The 23,844-nt window shown below is 70.6% G+C and carries 17 protein-coding genes; 8 read left to right on the top strand and 9 right to left on the bottom strand.

Features of this window, described 5'->3' with window-relative positions:
- Window positions 1-380 precede the first annotated feature (380 nt).
- The 4 genes from ispG to AC067M_RS16700 all read right to left on the bottom strand — a co-directional run bounded on the left by ispG (window position 381) and on the right by AC067M_RS16700 (window position 6,472).
- Complete coding sequence (ispG, locus tag AC067M_RS16715; protein WP_478697723.1) at window positions 381-1,538, bottom strand: flavodoxin-dependent (E)-4-hydroxy-3-methylbut-2-enyl-diphosphate synthase; 1,158 nt, start codon at window positions 1,536-1,538, stop codon at window positions 381-383.
- 170 nt (window positions 1,539-1,708) lie between these two features.
- Window positions 1,709-3,001: a M50 family metallopeptidase gene (locus tag AC067M_RS16710; protein ID WP_478697775.1), complete on the bottom strand. Its 1,293-nt coding sequence runs from the start codon at window positions 2,999-3,001 to the stop codon at window positions 1,709-1,711.
- Between the two features lie 11 nt (window positions 3,002-3,012).
- The gene (dxr, locus tag AC067M_RS16705; protein ID WP_478697722.1) at window positions 3,013-4,281 is read right to left on the bottom strand and encodes a 1-deoxy-D-xylulose-5-phosphate reductoisomerase; all 1,269 of its coding nucleotides are present in this window, start codon (window positions 4,279-4,281) and stop codon (window positions 3,013-3,015) included.
- A gap of 256 nt (window positions 4,282-4,537) precedes the next feature.
- Window positions 4,538-6,472: an acyl-CoA dehydrogenase family protein gene (locus AC067M_RS16700; protein ID WP_478697721.1), complete on the bottom strand. Its 1,935-nt coding sequence runs from the start codon at window positions 6,470-6,472 to the stop codon at window positions 4,538-4,540.
- A gap of 337 nt (window positions 6,473-6,809) precedes the next feature.
- Between AC067M_RS16700 and AC067M_RS16695 the strand changes: the two genes are divergently transcribed.
- Window positions 6,810-8,381 (top strand): sugar transferase, encoded by a 1,572-nt coding sequence (locus AC067M_RS16695; protein WP_478697720.1) that lies wholly within the window; start codon window positions 6,810-6,812, stop codon window positions 8,379-8,381.
- 44 nt (window positions 8,382-8,425) lie between these two features.
- On the opposite strand, the gene AC067M_RS16690 is transcribed toward AC067M_RS16695, so the two are convergent.
- Complete coding sequence (locus tag AC067M_RS16690; protein ID WP_478697719.1) at window positions 8,426-9,394, bottom strand: GDP-L-fucose synthase family protein; 969 nt, start codon at window positions 9,392-9,394, stop codon at window positions 8,426-8,428.
- Between the two features lie 115 nt (window positions 9,395-9,509).
- Between AC067M_RS16690 and gmd the strand changes: the two genes are divergently transcribed.
- The 4 genes from gmd (at window position 9,510) to AC067M_RS16670 (ending at window position 16,284) form a co-directional block, all read left to right on the top strand.
- Window positions 9,510-10,523 carry a GDP-mannose 4,6-dehydratase gene (gmd, locus tag AC067M_RS16685; RefSeq protein WP_478697718.1) on the top strand — a complete coding sequence of 338 codons (1,014 nt, stop codon included), beginning with the start codon at window positions 9,510-9,512 and terminating at the stop codon, window positions 10,521-10,523.
- On the top strand, window positions 10,520-13,273 hold the full coding sequence (locus AC067M_RS16680; RefSeq protein ID WP_478697717.1) for a LamG-like jellyroll fold domain-containing protein: 2,754 nt from the start codon (window positions 10,520-10,522) through the stop codon (window positions 13,271-13,273). Before gmd ends, AC067M_RS16680 begins: the two co-directional genes overlap by 4 nt.
- A 99-nt stretch (window positions 13,274-13,372) precedes the next feature.
- Complete coding sequence (locus AC067M_RS16675) at window positions 13,373-15,610, top strand: LamG-like jellyroll fold domain-containing protein (RefSeq protein WP_478697716.1); 2,238 nt, start codon at window positions 13,373-13,375, stop codon at window positions 15,608-15,610.
- Window positions 15,607-16,284 carry a hypothetical protein gene (locus tag AC067M_RS16670; protein ID WP_478697715.1) on the top strand — a complete coding sequence of 226 codons (678 nt, stop codon included), beginning with the start codon at window positions 15,607-15,609 and terminating at the stop codon, window positions 16,282-16,284. The genes AC067M_RS16675 and AC067M_RS16670 overlap by 4 nt, the downstream gene beginning before the upstream one ends.
- Here the strand turns inward: AC067M_RS16670 and AC067M_RS16665 are convergent.
- Both AC067M_RS16665 and AC067M_RS16660 read right to left on the bottom strand, forming a co-directional pair.
- Window positions 16,263-17,396: a glycosyltransferase gene (locus AC067M_RS16665; protein ID WP_478697714.1), complete on the bottom strand. Its 1,134-nt coding sequence runs from the start codon at window positions 17,394-17,396 to the stop codon at window positions 16,263-16,265. The genes AC067M_RS16670 and AC067M_RS16665 overlap by 22 nt on opposite strands.
- Window positions 17,393-17,959 carry a WcaF family extracellular polysaccharide biosynthesis acetyltransferase gene (locus AC067M_RS16660; protein ID WP_478697713.1) on the bottom strand — a complete coding sequence of 189 codons (567 nt, stop codon included), beginning with the start codon at window positions 17,957-17,959 and terminating at the stop codon, window positions 17,393-17,395. Before AC067M_RS16660 ends, AC067M_RS16665 begins: the two co-directional genes overlap by 4 nt.
- A gap of 104 nt (window positions 17,960-18,063) precedes the next feature.
- Here AC067M_RS16660 and AC067M_RS16655 point away from each other — a divergent pair, with 104 nt between their 5' ends.
- The 3 genes from AC067M_RS16655 to AC067M_RS16645 all read left to right on the top strand — a co-directional run bounded on the left by AC067M_RS16655 (window position 18,064) and on the right by AC067M_RS16645 (window position 20,812).
- A complete protein-coding gene (locus tag AC067M_RS16655; protein ID WP_478697712.1) occupies window positions 18,064-19,539 on the top strand; it encodes a hypothetical protein in 1,476 nt (491 codons plus the stop codon).
- 91 nt (window positions 19,540-19,630) lie between these two features.
- Window positions 19,631-20,245, top strand: a complete 615-nt coding sequence (locus AC067M_RS16650; protein ID WP_478697711.1) for a dihydrofolate reductase family protein — start codon at window positions 19,631-19,633, stop codon at window positions 20,243-20,245.
- A gap of 36 nt (window positions 20,246-20,281) precedes the next feature.
- Window positions 20,282-20,812, top strand: coding sequence for an SMI1/KNR4 family protein (locus AC067M_RS16645; protein WP_478697710.1), 531 nt, complete (start codon window positions 20,282-20,284; stop codon window positions 20,810-20,812).
- 79 nt (window positions 20,813-20,891) lie between these two features.
- Here AC067M_RS16645 and AC067M_RS16640 read toward each other — a convergent pair whose 3' ends face one another.
- Complete coding sequence (locus AC067M_RS16640) at window positions 20,892-21,590, bottom strand: hypothetical protein (RefSeq protein WP_478697709.1); 699 nt, start codon at window positions 21,588-21,590, stop codon at window positions 20,892-20,894.
- Window positions 21,591-21,663: 73 nt separating this feature from the next.
- Window positions 21,664-23,478 carry an ABC transporter ATP-binding protein gene (locus AC067M_RS16635; RefSeq protein WP_478697708.1) on the bottom strand — a complete coding sequence of 605 codons (1,815 nt, stop codon included), beginning with the start codon at window positions 23,476-23,478 and terminating at the stop codon, window positions 21,664-21,666.
- Window positions 23,479-23,844 lie beyond the last annotated feature (366 nt).

The raw sequence follows: 23,844 nt of genomic DNA, 5'->3' as shown, positions 1-23,844 counted from the left end.
ACGTCATCGCCCGACGCTCCAACGCCCGACGGGCTGATGTCACCGGCTGACGTCCCAAGCCCGACGGGCCGACATCACCGACCGCGGCTCCCACGCCCTACGGGCCGATGTCAGCGACCGGCGCCCCCAAGCCCCCGGGCCGGACGACACCGACCGCACCCCAGGCCAACCGGCCGAAGCCAACGACCGATACCCACAAGCCCACGGAGCTGAACCTCACCGACCGCACCCCAAGAAAAGGGCTCACAGCGAGCAACCGACGCCGCCGAGCCCAGAGGGCTGAGACGAGCAACCGGCGCCCCCGAGCCCAGGGGTTGAGACCAGCAACCGACGCGCCCGAGCTCACCGACTGATGTCGCCGGGCGGTGCTGGAAAGGCCCTCAGCCAGCCACCGACACCGACGGCTCGCCCGAGAGGACTCCGTCTGCCTCCATCTGTTCGGCCAGCTTCATGGCCTCCTCGATGAGGGTCTCGACGATCTTGGACTCGGGGACGGTCTTGATGACCTCGCCCTTGACGAAGATCTGGCCCTTGCCGTTGCCGGAGGCGACGCCGAGGTCGGCCTCGCGGGCCTCGCCGGGGCCGTTGACGACGCAGCCCATGACGGCGACGCGGAGGGGGACTTCCATGCCGGTGAGGCCGGCGGTGACCTCCTCGGCCAGCTTGTAGACGTCGACCTGGGCGCGGCCGCAGGACGGGCAGGAGACGATCTCGAGGCCACGCTGCTTGAGGTTGAGGGACTCGAGGATCTGGTTGCCGACCTTGACCTCTTCGACCGGCGGGGCCGAGAGGGATACGCGGATGGTGTCGCCGATGCCTTCGGAGAGCAGCGCGCCGAAAGCCACCGCAGACTTGATCGTGCCCTGGAACGCCGGGCCCGCCTCCGTGACGCCGAGGTGGAGCGGGTAGTCGCACTGGGCGGCGAGCTGGCGGTAGGCCTCGATCATGACGACCGGGTCGTTGTGCTTGACGGAGATCTTGATGTCGCGGAAGTCGTGCTCCTCGAAGAGGGAGGCCTCCCACAGCGCCGACTCGACGAGGGCCTCCGGCGTCGCCTTGCCGTACTTCTGGAGCAGGCGGCGATCGAGCGAACCGGCGTTGACGCCGATGCGGATCGGGGTGCCGTGCTCCTTGGCCGCCTTGGCGATCTCCTTGACCTTGTCGTCGAACTGCTTGATGTTGCCCGGGTTCACACGGACAGCGGCGCAGCCGGCCTCGATCGCGGCGAAGACGTACTTCGGCTGGAAGTGGATGTCGGCGATGACCGGGATCTGCGACTTGCGGGCGATGGTCGCGAGGGCGTCGGCGTCGTCCTGCGTGGGGCAGGCCACGCGGACGATCTGGCAGCCGGACGCGGTGAGTTCGGCGATCTGCTGAAGCGTGGCGCCGACGTCGGACGTACGGGTCGTGGTCATCGACTGCACGGAGACCGGGGCGTCGCCGCCGACCGCCACGGAACCGACCTGGATCTGCCGGCTCTTCCGGCGCTCGGCGAGCTTGGTCGGAACGGTCGGCATACCGAGAGAAATCGCAGTCATCTGCTGTGCAACCCCAAGTCGTGGATCAAGGCCCAGGTCCCGTCAGCGGCGGGCTCCAGGCTTCGAGATTACGGCACGGGCGCTGCGCCGAGCACATCCCACCCGCGAAGCCACTCGATGGGAGGCGGCCGGGAACCCGAAGGTTCCCGGCCGCCGCGAACGCCGTGCGACTACGAGATTTTGACCGGGTTAACCACGTCCGCGATCAGCACCAGGATGGTGAAGCAGATGAAGATCCCGGCCACCACGTAGGCCACCGGCATCAGCTTCGCCACGTCGAACGGACCGGGGTCCGGCCGGCGCAGCACCTTCGCGAGGTTGCGGCGCAGCGACTCCCACAGGGCGCCCGCGATGTGCCCGCCGTCGAGCGGGAGCAGCGGGAGCATGTTGAAGAGGAACAAGGAGAGGTTGAAGCCGGCGACCAGCATGAGGGCCATGGCCAGCTGCTGGGTGGGCGGGATGTCCAGGGTGAAGATCTCGCCGCCGACGCGGGCCGCGCCGACCACGCCCATCGGGGAGTCCGGCTCGCGGGGGGCGCCGTCGAAGGCGGCGTTCCACAGGGCCGGGATCTTGGCGGGCAGGCTCGCGATGGAGTCGACGGCCTCGCCGATGCGGTCGCCCATCCAGGTCAGGGACTCGTCGAAGTCCTGGCGAACGATTCCGGTGGCGGCGCTGAAGCCGAGGAAGCCGGCGTTGACGTACTCGCCCTGGACGATCTGGCCGCTGGAGTCCTTCTTGGCGACCTGGTTGTCGGCGATCTTCGCGGTGAGGGTGACCTGCTCGCCCTTGCGGTCGACGACGATCGGCACCTCCTTGCCGGGGGCGGCGCGGATGAGGTCGGAGAGCTGGTTCCAGTCGTCCGTCTTCACCCCGTCGAAGGAGACGATCTTGTCGCCGGCCTCGAGCCCGGCGGCCGCGGCCGGGGAGGCGGGGTCGGACTTCTGGCAGTCGTCGCGGTTCTCGCTCTGCGCGATCACGCACTTGGAGACGGAGCTCACGGTGGTGGTCTGCTGCGAGATGCCGAAGCCCATGAGGACGACGAGGAACAGGGCCACCGCCAGGACCAGGTTCATGAAGGGGCCCGCGAACATCACGATGACGCGCTTCCACGGCTTGCGCGTGTAGAACATGCGGTTCTCGTCGCCGGGCTTGAGCTCCTCGAAGGCGGCCGAGCGGGCGTCCTCGATCATGCCGCGCCAGGGCGAGGTGGAGCGGGCCGTGACCCTGCCGTCCTCGCCGGGCGGGAACATGCCGATCATGCGGATGTAACCGCCGAGCGGGATGGCCTTGATGCCGTACTCGGTCTCGCCCTTGTTGCGCGACCAGATGGTCGGGCCGAAGCCGACCATGTACTGCGGCACGCGGATCTTGAAGAGCTTGGCCGTGGACAGATGCCCCAGCTCGTGCCACGCGATCGAGAACAGCAGGCCGACCACGAAGACGACTATGCCGAGGATCATCATCAGGGACGTCATCAACGGGCCTCCGCGGTCGCCGTCTGTGCGGTCAGTGCTGTCAGTTCCTGTGTCCGGGCGCGGGCCCAGCGCTCTGCTTCGAGGACGTCCGACACGGTCAGTGAAGTTCCCGTCACCGGCGTGTCGTGTTCCTGAACCACCCGGGTGACGGTCTCCATGATCCCGTTGAAGGGCAGTGCGCCCCGGCGGAAGGCCTCCACGCACTCCTCGTTGGCGGCATTGAACACCGCGGGGGCGGTGCCCGCGAGCTCGCCCACGTGCCGGGCGAGGCCGACGGAGGGGAACGCCTCGTTGTCGAGCGGGAAGAACTCCCACGTCGAGGCGGTGCTCCAGTCGAAGGCGGGGGCCGCGTCGGGGACGCGTTCGGGCCAGCCGAGGCCGATGGCGATGGGCCCGCGCATGTCGGGGGGCGTCGCCTGCGCCAGTGTCGATCCGTCCGTGAACTCAACCATCGAGTGGACATACGACTGCGGGTGCACGACCACCTCAATGCGATCGAAGGGAATGTCGTACAGCAGGTGGGCCTCGATCACCTCCAGGCCCTTGTTGACGAGGGTCGCGGAGTTGATCGTGATCACCGGGCCCATGGCCCAGGTGGGGTGGGCGAGGGCGTCCTCGACGGTGACGTGGGCCAGTTCCTGCTTCGTACGGCCGCGGAAGGGGCCGCCGGAGGCGGTGACGACGAGTTTGCGGACGTCGGCGCGGGTGCCTGCGGCGAGGGACTGGAAGAGGGCGGCGTGCTCGGAGTCGACCGGGATGATCTGTCCGGGCTTGGCGAGCGCCTTGACCAGCGGGCCGCCGACGATGAGCGACTCCTTGTTGGCGAGCGCGAGGGTGCGGCCCGCCTGGAGGGCGGCGAGGGTGGGCGCCAGGCCGATGGAGCCCGTGATGCCGTTCAGCACGGTGTGGCAGTCGGAGGCGGCGACCTCGGCGGCCGCGTCCGGTCCGGCGAGGATCTCGGGCAGCGACTCCCCGGCGCCGTACTGCGCGGCGAGCGCCTCCCGCAGCGCCGGTACGACGTCCTCACGGGCCACCGCCACGGTCCGCACCCGCAGCCGGTGCGCCTGCTCGGCGAGAAGTCCGACACGTCCGCCGTTGGCGGAGAGCGCGGTCACCCGGAACCGGTCGGGGTTGCGCAGCACGAGATCGATGGCCTGAGTGCCGATCGACCCTGTGGAACCGAGGATCACCACGTCCTTCGGCCCGTCTCCCACGACGGGGTCGAAGACGAGGTGGGGATCAGCGAGGGGGGCTGGACTGTCGCTCATCCCCCCATTGTGTCCGCCCGGACGACGGGAGAGGACAGGGCGTCCCTCTCAGGGGTGTCGTAGCAGGGAACGCACCCCCGGCCCGCAGCCCGCCGACGCGCGGGAGCGGGCCGCGGTGGTGCGTCGCAGCCCGTCGCACAGCCGGTCCCCCGCCGCCCCACCGTGGCAACGGACAGAGGGGCCAGACCAGCGACGGGCTCGACGCACCACCGCGGCCCCGACCCACGACGAACGGCAGGCGGCAGGCGGCCGGCGCTCAGCGGATCGGGCGGTGGACGTTCTCCCGGGTGGACGGGCCGGGGGTGGCCTCGGCGATCCAGGGCCCGTCGTCCGACGGGTCGACGATGCCGTGTTCCAGCCACTCGTAGGTGCCGGAGAGGACGCCCTTGACGACCTTGCGGTCGAGATCGTCGGTGTTGGTCCACAGGCGGGCGAAGAGTTCCTCGACGCGGATGCGGGCCTGGTGGCAGAAGGCGTCCGCGAGTTGGTAGGCCTCGCGGCCGTTCTGGCCCTGTCCGCGCAGGAGTTCGGCGCGTACGCAGGCCGCGCTCATCGCGAACAGTTCCGCCCCGATGTCGACGACCCGGCCGAGGAAGCCCTGCTTGGTCTCCATGCGGCCCTGCCAGCGGGACATGGCGTAGAAGGTGGAGCGGGCGAGCTTGCGGGCGTGGCGTTCGACGTAGCGCAGGTGCGGGGAGAGGTCGACCTCGTGCTTGAACTCGCCGAATGCAGTGGGGAGTTGTCCGGGTCCCGCGACCAGTTTCGGCAGCCACTTCGCGTAGAAGACGCCCGCGTTGGCGCCTGCCTTGGCCTTGTCCGACAGGGACTTCTCGGGGTCGATGAGGTCACCGGCGACGGAGAGGTGGGCGTCGACCGCCTCGCGGGCGATCAGCAGGTGCATGATCTCGGTGGAACCCTCGAAGATGCGGTTGATCCGCAGGTCGCGCAGGAGTTGTTCGGCCGGTACCGCGCGCTCCCCGCGGGCGGCCAGGGACGCCGCCGTCTCGAAGCCGCGTCCGCCGCGGATCTGGACCAGTTCGTCGGCCATCCGGCAGGCCATCTCGGAGCCGTACAGCTTGGCGAGGGCGGCCTCGATGCGGATGTCGTTCCTGTCCTCGTCGGCCATCTGGGACGACAGGTCGAGGACCGCTTCCAGCGCGAACGTCGTCGCCGCGATGAAGCTGATCTTCGAGCCGACCGCCTCGTGCAGGGCGACCGGCTTGCCCCACTGCTCGCGCACCGCCGACCACTCGCGGGCGATCTTCAGACACCACTTGCCGGCGCCCACGCACATCGCCGGAAGCGACAACCGGCCGGTGTTGAGCGTGGTGAGCGCGATCTTCAGGCCCGCGCCCTCGGGGCCGATGCGGTGGGCCGCCGGGACGCGCACCCGGTGGAAGCGGGTGACGCCGTTCTCGAGGCCGCGCAGGCCCATGAAGGCGTTGCGGTTCTCGACCGTGACGCCCTCGGCGGAGGCCTCGACGACGAAGGCGGTGATGCCGCCCTTGTGGCCCTCGGACTTCGGCACGCGGGCCATGACGACGAGGAGGTCGGCGACCACGCCGTTGGTGGTCCACAGCTTGACCCCGTCGAGTACGTAGTCGTCGCCGTCGGGGACGGCCGTGGTGGCCAGGCGGGCCGGGTCGGAGCCGACGTCCGGCTCGGTGAGGAGGAACGCCGAGATGTCGGTGCGGGCGCAGCGCGGCAGGAAGGTGTCCTTCTGCTCCTGAGTGCCGAAGATCTTCAGCGGCTGCGGTACGCCGATCGACTGATGGGCGGAGAGCAGGGCGCCGACCGCCGGGTTCGCGGAGCCGACCAGGGCGAGGGCCCGGTTGTAGTACACCTGCGTCAGGCCGAGGCCGCCGTACTTGGTGTCGATCTTCATGCCGAGGGCGCCGAGCTCTTTGAGCCCGTTGATCACGGCGTCCGGGATGCGGGCGTCCCGTTCGATGACCGCCGAGTCGATCTTCGTCTCGCAGAAGTCGCGCAGTTTGGCGAGAAACTCCTCGCCGCGCTGGGTGTCCTCGTCCGCCGGGAGCGGGTGGGGGTGGACGAGGTCGAGCCGGAATCGGCCCAGGAAGAGTTCCTTCGCGAAGCTCGGCTTGCGCCAGTCCTGCTCGCGGGCCGCCTCGGCGACCTGGCGTGCCTCACGCTCCGTGACGGTTGGTTTGTTGGCGGTTGGGGCGGACATGAGGCTCACCTCGCCGCGAATAGGGATCAAGGGGACCGTGCGTTACTGATCAGTCCTACCGGATCGTATGTACCCGATACCGGGCGCGCCCACCACCCCTCACGTCCGTGACGCCCGCCGGTCTGCTCCCGTTTCCGGCGCGTTTCGCCCCGCATCACGTGCCCGTGATGTGAAGACACGACTTCAGCTTCTTCACCGGATTTCAGTGAATTCCTCGAAAACAGCATCCAAAGGGCACAGCTGTGCCATACAGTCCTCGATCACTTGGTCGTATCGGTCCGAAGGGGACGCCCGGGACAGATACGACTCATGGCGACGACGTATGGCTGGGGGGCGCATGCGCGAAGTCGGCGTGTCGGAATCCACAGGGGAGCCGACAACGGACACCACCGGTGAAACGGCTGGTCAGAGAAGCGAAGAAACGAATCTTCAGGTAGTTCAGGGGGGCGCGTCCGACCGGGCTCGGCCGGTTCGGAGGGGGCCCGGGGCCCGTTCGGGTGACGGCAAGGCCGTTTGGTACCGACCGCTCGCGGTGGCCGCAGACAGCTGCGGGATCGGGTTCCCGCTGGCTGCGGCCCTGGACACGGAGGGTCAGGGCCTGCCCTTCCTCGGCGGGCTGATCGGCGCGGGCGCGTGGGCGACCATCCGGGCGGTCAGGCGCCGGTACGCCGCCCAGCGGATCGGCGAGTCATGGGGGGTCCTCGCGGCCGTACGGGACTGGGTGCTGCTGGCCGGAGTGCTGGCCCTGGTGCTGATCCTGGCCGACCTGGAGAACGGGCCGCGGCCCACGGTCGCCCTGGCGGCGCTGGTGCCGGGTCTCGCACTGACGGCGGCGGTCGCGCCGCTGATCCGGCTGCACCTCAGCCGGCAGCGCCGGGAGGCGCGGGCGGTCCGGCGGGCACTGGTGGTCGGCGAGCCGGCGGCCGTGGACCACGTGGTGGGACGGCTCGCCTCGCGCACGGACCACCCTTACGTGGTGGTGGGCGTGGTGCCGGTGGGCTTCCAGACGCTGGGCTGCGGCATGCCGGTCACGGACCTGCTGCCCGCCCTGCCCACGGACCACCCGCAGGACGCCAAGGTGGTGCTGCGCGCCGCCGAGGAGACCGAGGCCGACGTGGCTCTGGTGGTGCCGGGACTGCGGATGACCGGGGACCGGCTGCGGCACATCTCCTGGGAACTGCACGGCGCCGGACTACAGCTCGCGGTCGTTCCGGGGCTGACCGAGGTCGCCCAGGAGCGGGTGCAGCCCACCTCGGCTGCCGGACTGACGGTGCTTCAGGTGGCGCCGCCCGCCCACGAGTTCGGACAGCCGTGGCTGAAGGCGCTGGCCGACCGGGCCGGGGCCGCGTTCGGACTGCTGCTCCTGGCACCACTGTTCGGGGCGCTCGCGCTGGCGGTGCGCTGCTCGTCGCCGGGGCCGGTCTTCCACCGGCAGACGCGCTGCGGGGTGGGCGGACGGCCGTTCACCATGTGGAAGTTCCGCACCATGGTCGCCGACGCCGAGGCCCGCCGGGCCGAGCTCACGCGCACCGGGGCCAACCAGCACGACGGGCACATGTTCAAGATGCGGCGCGACCCGCGGATCACCCCGCTCGGCTCGGTGCTGCGCCGGATGTCCCTGGACGAGCTGCCGCAGTTGCTCAACGTCCTGTGTGGCGACATGTCCCTGATCGGGCCGCGTCCGCCGCTGCCGGACGAGGTGGCCCGCTACAGCCGCGTCGAGCTGCGCCGCCTGGCCGTCAAGCCCGGCATGACCGGGCTGTGGCAGGTCAGCGGGCGTTCCGACCTGTCCTGGGACGAGACGGTGGCACTGGACCTCTGGTACGTGGACAACTGGTCGGTGGCCACCGACGTGGAGATCATGACCCGCACCCTGCGCGCCGTCGTCGACGGCCGCGGGGCGTACTGAGGGGGTCCGCCATGGACAGACACCCCTCGGGTGACAGACCGTGCTCAGCCGCCGTTCTGACCGAGCCACCACGCGTACGTCGAGGCGATGCCGTCCCGCAGTTCGACGGCCGGCTTGAAGCCGAGCGCGGTGAGCCGGGAGACGTCGAGCAGCTTGCGCGGGGTGCCGTCGGGCTTGCTCGTGTCCCACACGATCTCGCCCCGGTACTCGGTGACGTCCCGCACGATCTCGGCGAGTTCGCTGATCGGGAGGTCTTCGCCACAGCCGATGTTGACCGGCCCCTCGTCGTCGTAGCGCTCCAGGAGCAGGGCGCAGGCCGCCGCCACGTCGTCGACGTGCAGGAACTCCCGGCGGGGGGTGCCGGTGCCCCACAGCACGACCTCGGGCGCGCCGCTGACGCGAGCCTCGTGGAAGCGGCGGATCAGGGCGGGCAGTACGTGCGAGGTGGCGAGGTCGAAGTTGTCGCCGGGGCCGTAGAGGTTGGTCGGCATGGCGCTGATGTACGCGGCGCCGTACTGGCGGCGGTAGGACTGGACCTGGCTGATGCCGGCGATCTTGGCGATGGCGTACGCCTCGTTGGTGGGCTCCAGGGGCCCGGTGAGCAGGGAGTCCTCGCGGATCGGCTGCTCGGCGAGCTTCGGGTAGATGCAGGACGAGCCGAGGAAGAGCAGGCGCGGGACGTCGGCGGCGAACGCGCCGGCGACGACGCTCAGCTGTATCCGCAGGTTGTCCTCCAGGAACTGCACCGGGTAGGTGCTGTTGGCCATGATCCCGCCCACCTTGGCGGCGGCCAGTACGACGGCGTCCGGGCGGACGTCGCGCAGGAAGGACTCGGTCAGCGCGGCGTCGCGCAGGTCGAGCTGCTCCCGGGTGCGGGTGATCACCTCGTGGCCGTCGGCCTGGAGCCGACGGGCCACGGCGGACCCCACCAGGCCGCGATGGCCCGCGACGAACACCCGGGCCGGGCGCGGGAGCAGGGGGGGAGCGGGCTTGGGCGAAGCGTCAGCTGTCATGCGCGGATTGTGCCAGCGACGCGGGCTCCCAGGTGACGTTCCAGCGAAATCCAGCGAAATTCGGGGCAATTCACATGAAAGCGGCGACCCTTGGGTCGCATCGGAGGGGGTTCGGATGGGCAAGACGGCGCTGATCACTGGGGTGACCGGCCAGGACGGCTCCTACCTGGCGGAGCTGTTGCTCGGCAAGGGCTACACGGTGCACGGTCTGATACGCAGATCGTCGAGCTTCAACACGGAGCGGATCGATCACATCTATCAGGGCCCGGACCAGCCGGAGCGTTCGTTCGTGCTGCACCACGCGGACCTCTCGGACGGTGTGGCGCTGGTGAACCTGCTGCGCGACCTCCGGCCCGACGAGGTGTACAACCTGGGCGCGCAGTCGCACGTCCGGGTCTCCTTCGACGCGCCGCTGTACACGGGGGACGTCACCGGCCTGAGCGCGATCCGTCTTCTGGAGGCGGTGCGAGCGAGCGGCGTCGGGACGCGGCTGTACCAGGCGTCGTCCTCGGAGATGTTCGGCGCGACCCCGCCGCCGCAGAACGAGAAGACCCCGTTCCACCCCCGCAGCCCGTACGGCTGCGCGAAGGTCTTCGGCTACTGGGCGACGGTCAACTACCGCGAGGCGTACGACATGTTCGCGGTCAACGGCATCCTCTTCAACCACGAGTCGCCCCGCCGCGGCGAGACCTTCGTGACCCGCAAGATCACCCGTGCCGTCGCCCGGATCAAGGCCGGTCTCCAGGACCGTCTCTACCTCGGCAACCTCGACGCGGTGCGCGACTGGGGGTACGCGCCGGAGTACGTCGAGGCGATGTGGCGGATGCTCCAGCGCGACCAGCCCGACGACTACGTGGTGGCCACCGGCGAGGCGGCGAGCGTGCGGCAGTTCCTGGAGGTCGCCTTCGATCACGTCGGCCTGGACTGGGCCGAGTTCGTCCGCTACGACCCGAAGTACGAGCGCCCCAGCGAGGTCGACGCGCTCATCGGGGACGCCTCCAAGGCGGAGGAGTTGCTGGGCTGGAAGCCGTCGGTGCGGGTGCACGAGCTGGCCCGGATCATGGTGGACGCCGACATGGCCAAGCTGGAGTGTGAGCTGGCCGGTACAGCCGTGCGGGTGGACAGATGAAACGGGCACTGGCCGGTGTGCTCGCCCTGACGGCGGGCCTGCTGGGCGGTGCCACGGCCACGGCGCCCTCGGCGTCCGCGGTCACCTCCCCGGTCGCGTTCACCGCGGACGACCTGGACACCTGGCAGACCAACGGGATCGTGTGGGCGCTCGCCGAGAGCGACGGCGTCGTCTTCGCGGGCGGCACCTTCTCCACCATCCGGCCGCCCGGAGTTGCCTCGGGCGGCACCGGGACGCGGTCGGCGGTGAACTTCGCCGCCTTCGACGCCTCGACCGGGGCGCCGACGAGCTGCTCGCTGTCCTTCACCCGGACCACCGGGACGGCGACCGTGCGCGCCCTGGCGGTGTCACCGGACGGTGAGACCCTTTACGCGGGCGGCTACTTCACCGCTGTGAGCGGGGTCGCCGTCAACGGGCTCGCCGCGATCGACATCGACACCTGCAGGCCCGTGGCCTCCTTCAACCCGGCCTTCAACGCGACCGTGCGCGCCATCGACGTGGCCGCCGACGGCACCCTGTACACCGGCGGCGACTTCACCAGCGTGCGCGGCACGGCCCGACAGCGGTTCGCCGCGCTCACGCCGGGCGGGGCGCTCACCCCGTGGACGGCGAACGCGGACCTGTCGGGGCGGGCGGTCCAGGTCACCCGGGACGGTGAACACGTCGTGCTGGCCGGTGACTTCACCACCGTCGCCGGCACCGGCTCGCACGCCCTGGCCGTGGTCGACAGCGGCACCGGCGCCCTGGAGCGGGCGTACCCGACCGGATTCATCCCCGCCACGGCCGTCGTCAAGGACCTGGTGACCGACGGCACCGGGGTCTACGCGGCCGGCGAGGGCATGGGCGGCGGCTCCTTCGACGGGCGGCTCGCCCTGGACACCGACGACTTCGGCCAGCGCTGGCGGGACAACTGCGCGGGCGCCAACCAGGCACTCGCGGTGTACGAGCAGGTGCTCTACAGCGGCAACCACACCCACGACTGCTCGGCGAACGGATGGTTCCCCAACGTCGAGCGCAAGCACTTCATCGCGCAGGGCGTGAACGACCCGACGCTCCTGTCCTGGGCGCCGGACACCAACGAGGGCACGGGCGAGCAGCTCGGCCCGCGCGCGTTGACCCTCGCGAACGACGGCGGGGCCGAGTTCCTGTGGGCGGCGGGCGAGTTCACCACCGTCAACGGCTCCGCGCAGCAGAGCCTGACCCGGTTCGGCACCGGCCCGGACACCGGCGCGCCGAGAACCCCCGCGGTGTGGGCCTCCAGCGACACCCCGGGCCGTGTCGACGTGCGCTGGCAGGCGAGCCAGGACCTCGACGACGGCAACCTGACCTACCGCGTCTACCGCAACGGGTCGAGCACCCCCATCCATACGACCACTGCCTACTCCCTCCCGTGGGAGCGGCCCCAGTTGTCGTGGACGGACACCTCGGTGACCGCCGGGACGACGTACTCGTACCGGATCACGGCGAGCGACGGCACCAACACCAGCGCGTTGTCCACGGCCCGTACGGTCACGGCGGCGGGCACGACGGACGCCTACGCGGACGCGGTGCAGGGCGACGGAGCATCGCTGTACTGGCGCTACGACGAGTCGGCCGGGACCTTCGCCTCCGACAGCAGCGGCCACGACGACGGGGGCGGCTATGTGAGCGCGCCGTCGTACCGGCAGACTCCGGCGGCGGTGCCCGGATCGAGCACGGCGCTCGGGCTCAACGGCAGTTCTGAGTACGTGTACAGCGAGAAGCGGCACAGCAGGCCGGTCACGTACACGGTGGAGACCTGGCTGCGGACCACCACCACCAACGGCGGGCGGATCCTCGGCTTCGGCGACAACTTCGGCTCCGGGCCGGGGTACTTCAGCCGCAACTCCGACCGGCTCGTCTACATGACGAACGCGGGACGGCTCGGCTTCGGCACGGGCAGCGTGCGCACCGGGAACCAGGCGACCCTGCTGACGAGCGCCGCGTACAACGACGGCGCCTGGCACCACGTGGCCGCCACGCAGAGTTCGCAGGGCATGCGGCTCTACGTCGACGGCGTACTGGCCGCCTCCAACACGGTGACCACCGCCCTGAACACCACCGGCTTCTGGCGGGTGGGCGCGGACACCCTCAGCGGGTGGCCGTCCAACCCGACGAGCGTGTTCTTCGCGGGCACGGTGGACGAGACGGCCGTGTACCCGACGGCCCTCACCGCCGCCCGGGTCGCCGCACATCACGCGGTCGGCACCGGCTCGGGCGGGGGCGAGGGGTCCACCGTGACGGTCGCCGCCACCGAGGACACGTACGTCAACGGCGCGGCGACGGCCACGAACTACGGCACGTCGACCTCGCTCGCGGTGCGCGGCACCAGCGCCTACGTCAGCTTCCTGCGCTTCCCGCTGCCGGCTGCGCCCAGCGGCACGAAGCTGGCGAGCGCGGTGCTCCGCCTCCGTACGACGTCCCTGTCGACGGCCGGCTCGGCGGACTCGTTCGACGTGGTGCCGGTGACCGGGTCCTGGGACGAGGCGGGCATCACCTACGCGAACCGTCCCGCCCTGTCCTCGACCGTGCTGGGCACGCTGGCCGCTCCCGGCGCGGTGTCGACCGACTACGAGGTCAGTCTCAGTCCCACCGGGCTGAGCGGCCTGCTCGGTTCGACGTCGTCGCTGGCGCTGACCGGCAGCGGCACCGACGCCCTGTGGCTGTGGTCGAGCGAGGTCACCACCGCCGACTTCCGGCCCTCACTCGTCCTCACCTTCGGCCCGTCCTGAGCCACTCCCCCTGCCGGGCAGCCCGGTTCCCCCTCCCCGGGCCGCCCGGCCCCTGTCTTACCCCCCACGCCTCACCTGTCCGTACCGCTAGGAGATTTGATGCACCACAGATCCAGACCCCGTCGCAGAGCCGCCTTCGTGGCGCTCGCGCTCGCCGCCCCACTGCTGGCCGTCCCCTTCGTGGCGCCGGGCGCCTCCGCGCTCACCCCGCCCGTGGCCCTGACCGCCGACGACCTGTCGACCTGGCAGACCAACGGCGTCGTGTACACGCTCGCGCAGGCCGGCGGCACGGTGTTCGCCGGCGGCACCTTCTCGGAGATCCGGCCCGCCGGGACGGCCGCGGGGGACGCGTCCGAGCAGCCGGCCCTGAACTTCGCCGCCTTCGACGCGGCGACCGGTGCGCCCACCGGCTGCAAGCTGTCCTTCACGGTCGGCAGCGGCACCGCGACGGTGCGCGCGCTCGCGGTCTCGCCGGACGGGCAGACGCTGTACGCGGGCGGGTACTTCGGGGCGGTGAACGGGGTCGGCGTGAGCAGCCTGGCCGCGATCGACATCGCCACCTGCACGCCCCGCACCGACTTCCACCCCTCCGTGTCCGCGACCGTGCGGGCGCTGGCCACCACCGGCACAACGATCTACTTCGGCGGTGACTTCGGCACCGTCAACGGGCAGACCCGGGAGCGGTTCGCCGCCGTGGACACGGACGGCGCGTCGACCGGCTGGACCGTGAACGCGGACGAGCCGGGGCGGGCGGTCGCGGTCACCGCGGACGGGCAGCACGTGGTGGTCGGTGGCGACTTCTTCACCGTCAACGGCGCCGACTCGCACGCCCTCGCCGTCACCGACGCCACCACCGGCGCGGTGACCCGGGCCTACCCGCGGGGCTTCTTCCCGGACACTTCGGTCGTCAAGGCCGTCACCTCCGACGCCTCGGGCGTCTACACCGGCAACGAGGGCACCGGCGGCGGTGTGTTCGACGGGCGTACGGCGTTCGAGCCGGACACCTTCAACCAGCGCTGGCGCGACACCTGCCTGGGCGCCACCCAGGCCCTCCAGCTCTACAAGGGGCTCGTCTACAGCGCCTCGCACGCCCACGACTGCTCCTCGATGGGTGAGTACCCGGACGGACAGCGCCGCCACCTGCTCGCCCAGGGCACATCCGACCCGGCGCTCGTGGGCTGGGCCCCGGACACCAACGACGGCATCGGCGAGGGCATCGGCCCGCGCGTGTTCGCCCTCGCGCCCAAGGGCGGCACCGACTACCTCTGGGTGGGCGGCGAGTTCACCACCGTCGACGGCACCGCCCAGCAGTCCCTGACCCGGGTCTCCTCCGGCCCCGACACCGGCGCGCCCACGCTGCCGCAGGTGCGGGTGGAGAGCATCGAGCCCGGCAAGGTCGCCGTGCACTGGCGCTCCAGCTACGACACCGACGACAGTCACCTCACGTACCGCGTCTACAAGGACGGCGCGACGACCCCGGTCTACGAGGTGTCCGCCGACTCGCTGCCCTGGTCACGGCCCCAGCTGACCTGGACCGACACGAGCGTGGCCGCGGGTGAGACGCACTCCTACCGGCTCACCGCCTCCGACGGCACGAACGCGACGTCCAAGACGACGGCCCAGTCGGTGACCGTGGCGGGCACGGCGGACGCCTACGCGGCCAAGGTGCGCTCGGACGGCGCGGGACTGTACTGGCGCTTCAACGAAACGGCCAACGCCTACGCGGCCGACAGCTCCGCGGGCAACGACAGCGGCGTGCACTGGAACGCGCCGACCCTGGCCGTCGCGGACGGGGCCGCCGGGTCGGCCTCCTCCGTCGGCTACACCGGCTCCCAGAGCGAGTGGACGTACACCGACAAGCGGCACTCCACGCCGTCGGCGTACTCCCTGGAGCTGTGGTTCAAGACCACCAGCGCCTCCGGCGGCAAGCTCATCGGGTTCGGGAACAAGGTGCAACTGGTGTCCACTCAGTACGACAAGCAGATCTATCTGCTCAACAACGGTCGGCTCTCGTTCGGCGTCTACACCGGCGGCACGCGGACCATCAACACGACGCAGGCCTACAACAACGGCCAGTGGCACCACGTGGTCGCCACCCAGGGCGCCGACGGCATGAAGCTGTACGTCGACGGAGCACTGCGGGCGTCCAACGCGCTGATCACCAGCAGTGAGAACTTCAGCGGCTTCTGGCGGGTCGGCGGAGACAACCTCGACAACTGGCCGAACCGTCCTACGAGCCGGTTCCTGACCGGGCAGATCGACGAGGTCGCGGTCTACAACAAGGTCCTGACGTCGACCCAGGTCTCCCAGCACTACTCGATCGGGACGGCCCCGTGAGGCGCCAGTCCCTGGCGGCGCTGCTGCTCCTGCCCCTGCTCGCCGCGTGCGGCAGCGGGGGCGGGGGCGAGGGCGGTGGCGGCGAGCACACCGAGGCGGCCGCGAGCACTCCGCGCGCGGCCGCCTCGGCGGAGCCGTCGTCCCCGTCCCCGTCGTCGCAGTCGCCGGCGCCCTCTTCGCCGTCCGCTGCGAGTCCGTCACGGAAGGCCGCTGCACAGGGTCCGAAGAACACCGTCCCCGACTCCCAACTCACCCCGGCCACCGGGTCGTTCACCAAGAAGGAGAAGAAGTACCTGTCCGGGCGGGTGCCCAAGGGCGCCGATCCGGCGGCGATCCTGCAGGCCGGTCAGGAGACCTGCGACAAGCTCGCCGCCACGGCGAAGATCGACCGGGACGCGACCGTGGGCGCGATCATCGCGGGCGAGATCAAAGGCGCCGAGGAGGCGGTGAAGGGCCTGTGCCCGGACCTGAAGCCGCTCACCGACGAGGCCGAGGGCGGGTACGCCGACGGCACGTACACCGACCCCGCGCCCGGCACCTACCGGGCCCTGACGCCGCTGAAGGACTGCTCGTGGTCCGTCGACAGCGCCTCGGGCACCGGACACCGGATCACCGTCAAGAAGGGAGCCAAGACCTTCACGTCCAGCGGCTGCTACGCCTGGGCGCGGGTCTGAACCACCGAGTCGTACAGCGCGTGGAGGCGGTCGGCGACCGCCTCCAACGAGAACGACGTACGCGACAGCACCCAGGCCGCCTCCGAGGCGGTGTCACCCGCGGCGGGATCGAGGAGGGCGAGGATCTCGGTGGCCAGGGCCTCCGGGGTCCTGGCCACCCGCCCCGCGCCGGAGCGGGCGAGGTCGTCCGCGAGGCCGTTGGTCGGGGTCACGACCGACGGGACGCCCACGGACAGGGCCTCCAGCACCGACATCGGGAACGGCTCGTCCACGGAGGGCAGCACGTGCACATGGGTGCGGCGCAGTTCGCCGAGTACGTCTCCGGGGGCCAGACTGCCGATGTACTGCACGGAGTCGGACACCCCCAGCGACTCGGCGAGCCGCATCGCGCCGCCGAGTTCGCCCTCGTCGGCCCCGGCCAGCACGAAGCGGGCGTCGGGGTGGTGCCGCAACACCTCGGGGGCGGCGGCGACGAAGTCGGCGGGGCGTTTACGGGCCTGCATCCGGGCCAGGTAGAGCAGCCGGGGCGGTCCTTCGGGGCGGGACCTGCGCTCCTGCCCGGGCACACCGTTGACGAGACGGACGCCGTTGCCGGGGTCGGCGCCGCCGAGGACGGCGTCGAGGCCTTTGCGTTCGTACGCGGTGAGATGCAGGACCGCGTCCGCGCGGCGCAGCACCCGGCGTACGGCTACGAGGTCGAGCAGCTTGGCGAGCGCCTTGTCGCTGGGGTCGACCATGCCGTGCGTCTGGACGACCAGCGGACGCCCGGCGCTGAGGGCGGCCAGGGCGACGGGCAGGGTCACCAGGTCGCGGGCGAGGTGGACGTGGACCACGTCGGCGTCGCGGACCAGGCGGCGGGCGTCGGCGAGCAAGGCAAGCGAGGTGATGCCGCTGAAGCCGGCACCGGGCAGGACACGCCGGGCCGGGTAGAGGCGGGCGGGGCGCCCGTCCACGTCGTCCGGGAGCGGTCCGTCGAAGCCGGAGCCGAGGGCGACGATCCTGCTGTCGACGCCGTGCTTGACCAGGCCGCCGGTGAGGTTGACGGCGACCCGGACGGGACCGCCGAAGGCTTGGGTGGGGGTGTGCAGGGTGACGGCGTGGAGGGCTTTCACGAGGTGCGCTCCTTCGCGACGGGGCGCGTCCCCGGCTCCTTGAGGACACGGGTGCCGTCGGCGGTGTGCAGGGTGAGTTCCGGCAGGTCACGCCCGAGGACCGTGCCTGCGGACACCACCGCGTGCCGCCCGACCGTCACGCCCGCGAGCACGGTCGCACGGGCCGCGATCCACGCCCCGTCCTCGACGCGGATGGGCGCGTTGCGGTACCGGAAGTCGGTGGTGCGGTGGTCGTGGCTGCCGGTGCACAGCAGCGCCTCCTGGGAGACGCAGACGTGGGAGCCGAGGGTGACGGGTTCGAGGTTGAGGAGCCAGGCCCCCTCGCCGATCCAGGTGTGGTCGCCGACGCTGAGCTTCCACGGCCACAGGATCCGCACCCGGTGCCGGATCAGCACCCCCTCGCCGATCCGCGCGCCGAAGGCCCGCAGCAGTGCGACGCGCAGCCGGGCCGGGCAGAACCACGCCATGAACAGCGTGTTCATCACGCAGAACCAGAGCGCCTGGACCGCTATCCCGCGCCCCTTGTCGTATCCGGACAGGGTGAACGTTCGAAGGTCGCGCATGAATTACCCCCCTCTTGCCCCCTCTTGTACACACCCTAGGGATTCGGACCTCCGGTTCGCACACAAATCCGTAGACTCTGTGAACGAAAAGTAGAGGGGGGCTTATGGCGGCGGGAACTCCGGCTCTCGTACGGCCGCTGCACGCCCACGGGCCCGACACGCGGGGGCGGGGCGCGCTGCGCCGGGTGCTGGCGCTGCCGCTGGTCCTCGGGCTGACCGTCGCGCTGCCCGCGTTCGTGGCGCTCCAGCCCGGCGCGGGGCTGCGCGACCAGGTGTACTGGCTCCAACTGGTGCTCACGGTGTACTCCGGGGTCCGGCTGTCCGCGATGATCCTGGGCCGGCACCGCAAGCTGCTCCAGGGCACGTTCTGGCTGTTCGTCTACATGGCGATGGGCATCGCCGCGCTCGCGCAGGTCGTCGTGGGCAAGACACCGGTGCCGGTGGCGGGCTCGCGCTCCGACCTCGCGTCGGCCGTGGCGCTGGTCCTGGTGGCGTGCGTGGCCTTCGACGCGGGGGCACTGCTGGTGCGGCCGGGGGCGCGGTCGACGGCCCGTACGGTGTTCCGCCCGGCGATGGTCGCGCGGCGGCGGACGGCGGTGCTGGTGGGCATGGCGTTCGTCGGGAGCGGCCTGTTCGTGCTGAAGCTCGGCGGGCTCGGGGTGTTCTTCGCCAGCCGGATGGAGATCAACGAGTCGATCGCGGGCAGCGGCGTCTCCAGCGCCGGTTCGCAGGCCGGTACGGCGATCCTGCGCGGCTTCGGCACGGTGCCGGCGCTGCTGGCGCTGATGGTGGTGACCCGCTGGCTGATCACCTCGCCCCGGGTGCGGCGCCGCCCGCTGCCGTGGCTGACGCTGGTGGCGCTGGTCGCCCTGAACGGTGTGGTCAACAACCCGATCTCGAACCCGCGGTACTGGTTCCTGACCGTGCTGCTCGCGCTGCTGTTCACGGTGTTCCCGCAGAGCCCGACGATGTACCGGGCGGCACTGTCGCTGGGCGTCGCGGCAGCGGTACTGATCTTCCCGTTCGCCGACAAGTTCCGCTACGACGAGGCCAACACCCGCACCACGCAGACCACTTCGGTCCTCGACCCACTGGTTTTGAAGGACTACGACCAGATGGCGATGTTCGCCAACACGATCACGTACGCCGACGCGGGCAACGGCCACACCCTCGGCCGTCAGCTCGCCGGTTCGGCCCTGTTCTTCGTCCCCCGCTCGGTGTGGACCGACAAGCCGAAGGACACCGGCGTGATGGTCAGCGAGTGGATGGCGGCAACGAACACCAACCGCTCGTCCCCTCTCTGGGCCGAGCTGTGGATCGACTTCGGCCCGCTGGGCATGACGGCCGGTTTCGGCCTCCTCGGCTGGGTCGCGGCCCGCGTGGACCGCCGCTATGCCCAGGCGGTGTCCCGCCCCGGCCCGACGACCATCCTCACCCTGGCCGTCCCCCTCGTCGCCGGCTACTCCTTCATCCTCCTGCGCGGCCCCCTCCTCCAGGCCTCCGGCCGCGTCGCCATCGGCATCATGTGCCTGGTCCTGATCACGACGTTGCGGCCGGAGAGGTGGCGGCGACTTCGCTGAGCGGCGCGTGTCACCGGGCATGTCGAACACGCCGGTTCCCGATCGACGTGAGAGTGAAGGCATCCCGTCCCAGCACCTCAGGAGCACCCTCATGACCGTAACCGCGGACCTGGCCATCTCCCTCGACGGCTACATCGCCGGCACCGACGTCACCCTCGACAACCCGGGCGGCGACGGCGCCGAGCCGCTCTTCGAGTGGATCCACAACCTCGCGAGCTGGCGGGAACGCAAGGGCATGACCGGCGGGGAGGAGAACCGCGACTCCGAGCTGATGCGCGAGTGGTTCGACGCGACCGGAGCGGTGGTCATGGGCCGCATGATGTACGACACGGGCGAGGCCTTCTGGGGCGAGACCCCTCCCTTTTGCACCCCGGTCTTCGTGCTGACCCACCGCCCCCGCCCCACCCTGGTCAAGCAGGGCGGCACCATCTTCACCTTCGTCCCCGACGGCATCCACAGCGCCCTCACCCAGGCCAAGGCCGCCGCCGGCGACAGGAACGTCGACATCGCCGGCGGGGCGAGCACGGTGCAGCAGTACCTCCGGGCGGGCCTCGTCGACGAACTCCAACTCCACGTGGTTCCCGCGCTCCTGGGTGACGGACTGCGGCTTTTCGAGGGCCTGGGCGCGGGTCGGCGAGACCTCGAGCCGATCAGGGTGGTGAGCACACCCCTCGCCACCCACCTGAAGTACCGCTTCCCGAAGTGACCCGGCCCGGGCAGGGGCATGCCATGATCCGGCCTCATGAGTGATCGTTCACTGTCGCCTGCCTGGCTGTGCTCGTGGGCGAGCAGGGTCTCGGGCGCCCTGAGCGCGATGACGGAAGGGTTCGAGCGGCGGCACGGTTTCCCCCCGGGCACCAACCAGGTCCGGCAGGCCGGCCCTGACGACCAGGGCGCGGCCCGCGCTCTGGGCCGAGTGGGCTTCGTCGCGGCCGACCTGGTCACCTTCTACGACAGCATCGCCGCCATCACCTGGGCGGACGTCGGCAACGGCTACTTCGTCGACCCCGCCGGTGATGTCCTGCGTCGGCTCGCGGAGTACGGAGCTGTCGGTATCAGCGCGAACCAGGAACCCCGCGGCCTGGTCATTGGCTCGAACGGTGGCGGCCTGTCGTACGTCACTGGCCCCGACGGAGCGGTCTACCGCACGCGCACAGCATCGCTCGACGAACCGGAGCTCGACAGGGTCACCGATGACCTGCGGCAGTTCCTGGAGCTGCTGGAGCAGTCCCTGACCAGGTTCGTCACCGACGGCGACCCCGGACATCTGTGACCGGCGCAGCCGGCATGACGCTGAGCGTCCTTGCGAACTTCCTGTCACCGCTTCGAACGGCTCATACGGTCGCTGCTGATCAGGTCCAGTAGACGTTGGCCAGCGGGTATCCGCCCGCGTCGAAAGTCTCCTGGCACACGGAGATCCCGAACGCGATCTCCAGGCCCTTGAGGAACCGCTTCCGCCAGTCGGGTATCCAGCCTTCGTCCTCGAAGACGGGACGCCCGTCGACGTAACGGACCTCAGGGCGGCATCCCGCGTCGTGCATGGCCCAGTTGAGGAAGGACATCTCCGGCGCGTGGTCGAAGAAGTGTCCCCCGGTCAGTTGCGTGTCGTCGCCGAAGCAGCCGGAGATCTCGTCGCTCCACACCTGTCGGCCGTTCTCGAAGTAGGCCATGCAGTACATGCCCTTCGCTGCGATGTTGTACAGGAGGACGACTCGGCCGGTTCCCGGCGGCAGCGTGAAGCCTCGGCGGAAGTGGATCAGATAGTCGAAGTTCCCGGCGAGGAAGGACCAGTCGCCTTCCTTTCCGTAGACGGTCACGAGGGGGTCATCAGGGAGCCGTGTCTGGGGGTGGGTCCGCTCGCTGATGGCCTTGGCCTCGGCACTCACCGGCTCGGGAATCTCCCAGGGAACGGCCCCGAAGACCACCGCCAGATCCTGCGGCGCCATACCTTCCGCGAACACGAGACCAGCCTGTCCCCCAAAGACGGGGTCGGCCTGGCCACCGCCCGGCCACCGCTCGCCGAGCCATGCGATTCCATCGTCTTCTGCCATGACCAGGGACCGTAACGGCAGGGTCTGACAACAGAGGCCGGAAGGCGGCGGGCCACCCCGTCGGGCTCGCCGTTCACGGCAACTCAGCCCGCGCCGGGGTGTCGTCGAGGAAGCCACCGGACTGGTGTTGCCACAGCTTGGCGTAGGCGCCGTCCGACGCGAGGAGTTCCTGGTGGGTGCCCTGCTCGACGATCCGCCCCCGGTCGAGGACGACGAGCCGGTCCATGCCTGCGACCGTGCTCAGCCGGTGCGCCACCACGAGCGCCGTCCGCCCCTCCATGAGCCGCCACAGCGCCGCCTGGACGAGAATCTCGCTCTCGGAGTCCAGGGCGCTGGTGGCCTCGTCCAGCAGCAGGATCGGCGCGTCGCGAAGGATCGCCCTGGCGAGTGCGACCCGCTGGCGCTGTCCGCCGGACAGCTTGACGCCGCGCTCGCCCACCATGGTGTCGAAGCCGTCCGGCAGCAGGTCGGCGAACTCGGTGACATGCGCCGCCTCGGCCGCGCAGCGGATCTCGGCGTCGGTGGCGTCCGGGCGGGCGAACGCGATGTTGTCCCGCAGGGTGCGGTGGAACATCGCCGGGTCCTGAGGCACATACGCGATCAGGCTGCGCAGGTCGGACTGGCGCATCCTGCTGATGTCCCGACCACCGATGAGGATGCGGCCGGCGTCGATGTCCTTCATCCGCAGCAGCAGCCGTGTGAGCGTGGTCTTGCCCCCGCCGGACCGGCCGACCAGCCCGATCTTCGCCCCGCTGGGCACGGCCAGATCCAGTCCCTCGAAAAGCGCCTCCGCTCCCCGGTGAGTGAAGGTCACTCGCTCGAAGCGGACGTCTGCGGCCCCGGACGGCCGCGGCTGCGGCGTCGCCGGGTCGAGCACGGTCGGCGGGTTCAGCAGCAGTTCGGTGAACTGCGCGGCCTCCGTCATCGAGCTCTCCAGACGGCGGTAGATCTGGTTGAACTCGAACATGATCCGCGTCGCGTTCGAGTAGTACGTGAACGCGACCACGATCGCCTCCACGCCGTGACCGCCTACGCCGAGCGTGACCGCGAGCAGCAGGCCCAGCCCGTTGGTCAGCACGGACATCGGCGCGACCAGCGTGTCGATGCGCAGGTTGCCGTAGTCCCAGGAGCGCAGCGTGAGCCGCCGCGACTCCGCGACCCGCGACCGGTGCTCGGCCGCCTCGCGCTCCTCGGCGGCGAACGCCCGGACCGTGTCCATGTTCATCAGGCTGTCGGCGACATGGCCCGAGACCCGGGCGATCGCCTCCTCGCGCTGGTCGACGAGCGCCTGGCGGCGACGGATGAGGGGCACCACGCACAGTGCCGTCAGCGTGATCATCACCACGAGCCCGACGACGAGGAGCGGTTCGTAGCGCCACAGCACCACCGCCCCGAACACCAGAGGCACCAGCTTGCCGAACACCTGGAAGGTCAGCGTGTCCACGAACTCCTCGAAGCGGGAGGCGAAGCTCAGCACCCTCTTGGTCAGCGACCCGGCGAAGTTGTCGTGGAAGAACGCGGCGTCCTTGGCGTACAGCTCGTCCATGCCGATCACGTACAGGTGCTCGACGCCGAGCGCGTCGAGGCGGTTCAGGCAGTGCAGGCCCAGCCGCCACAGCGCCTCCGACACCAGCAGGACGCCGGCGAAGCCGAGGACGTAGGGCAGCGACGAGGCGATGCTGACCTCGGCGTCGCCGGCGATCCGGCCGACGAGTTTCGCGACGACCAGTGGCGCGAGGTAGTTGATACCGATGTTGCCGAGCGCCGGCAGCAGCATCGCGGGGGCCGTCAGCCGGCGCAGCCGGGCCAACTCCCGTCCGTAGTGGCGAAGAGCGAGGATCACCGGGCCCTGGCCCGGCTGAACCCCGCGCGATTCAGACGTTCCCATCCCACCCCTGTCGTCCCGCGGCAGCCACCCGCCACGCGTTTGCGCGGGCAGGGGACGGCGCCGCAACGGCCGTGTGGAGCTTTGGTTCGAGTACGGCAGTGTCCCGCGGCGGTGCCTGCGGAGTCCAAGCATTTCCGGATCGGTGGGGGTCGTTCAGCAGCACCCGGTGCCCCCGAAGTGCCCCTCACCCCTCGCGAGCGCTCCGTCCACGCCGTGTGCGCCCTCTGTCGCGCCCAGGGGTCCTTGCAATGAGCGCCCGCTGAGGTCGCGTGGTCTGGTGCCGTACATCGCAAGGCGCCGGAAAGTCCTCGCAGCGGAGCTACCAGGGCTTTTCGGCAACGCGGCGAGGTGCGGTGCCAGGCCGCG

It is taken from the genome of Streptomyces sp. NPDC043427 (assembly GCF_056436655.1).
This window is presented reverse-complemented; position numbering and strand designations above follow the sequence as displayed.

Excerpts from the sequence above, each read along its gene's own strand:
- ispG (WP_478697723.1), bottom strand. The coding sequence starts at position 1,538 with ATGACTGCGATTTCTCTCGGTATGCCGACCGTTCCGACCAAGCTCGCC.
- AC067M_RS16635 (WP_478697708.1), bottom strand. The coding sequence starts at position 23,478 with ATGGGAACGTCTGAATCGCGCGGGGTTCAGCCGGGCCAGGGCCCGGTG.
- AC067M_RS16710 (WP_478697775.1), bottom strand. The coding sequence starts at position 3,001 with ATGATGATCCTCGGCATAGTCGTCTTCGTGGTCGGCCTGCTGTTCTCG.
- AC067M_RS16650 (WP_478697711.1), top strand. The coding sequence starts at position 19,631 with ATGACCGTAACCGCGGACCTGGCCATCTCCCTCGACGGCTACATCGCC.
- AC067M_RS16680 (WP_478697717.1), top strand. The coding sequence starts at position 10,520 with ATGAAACGGGCACTGGCCGGTGTGCTCGCCCTGACGGCGGGCCTGCTG.
- AC067M_RS16645 (WP_478697710.1), top strand. The coding sequence starts at position 20,282 with ATGAGTGATCGTTCACTGTCGCCTGCCTGGCTGTGCTCGTGGGCGAGC.
- AC067M_RS16695 (WP_478697720.1), top strand. The coding sequence starts at position 6,810 with ATGCGCGAAGTCGGCGTGTCGGAATCCACAGGGGAGCCGACAACGGAC.
- gmd (WP_478697718.1), top strand. The coding sequence starts at position 9,510 with ATGGGCAAGACGGCGCTGATCACTGGGGTGACCGGCCAGGACGGCTCC.
- AC067M_RS16675 (WP_478697716.1), top strand. The coding sequence starts at position 13,373 with ATGCACCACAGATCCAGACCCCGTCGCAGAGCCGCCTTCGTGGCGCTC.
- AC067M_RS16700 (WP_478697721.1), bottom strand. The coding sequence starts at position 6,472 with ATGTCCGCCCCAACCGCCAACAAACCAACCGTCACGGAGCGTGAGGCA.
- AC067M_RS16660 (WP_478697713.1), bottom strand. The coding sequence starts at position 17,959 with ATGCGCGACCTTCGAACGTTCACCCTGTCCGGATACGACAAGGGGCGC.
- dxr (WP_478697722.1), bottom strand. The coding sequence starts at position 4,281 with ATGAGCGACAGTCCAGCCCCCCTCGCTGATCCCCACCTCGTCTTCGAC.
- AC067M_RS16655 (WP_478697712.1), top strand. The coding sequence starts at position 18,064 with ATGGCGGCGGGAACTCCGGCTCTCGTACGGCCGCTGCACGCCCACGGG.
- AC067M_RS16690 (WP_478697719.1), bottom strand. The coding sequence starts at position 9,394 with ATGACAGCTGACGCTTCGCCCAAGCCCGCTCCCCCCCTGCTCCCGCGC.
- AC067M_RS16640 (WP_478697709.1), bottom strand. The coding sequence starts at position 21,590 with ATGGCAGAAGACGATGGAATCGCATGGCTCGGCGAGCGGTGGCCGGGC.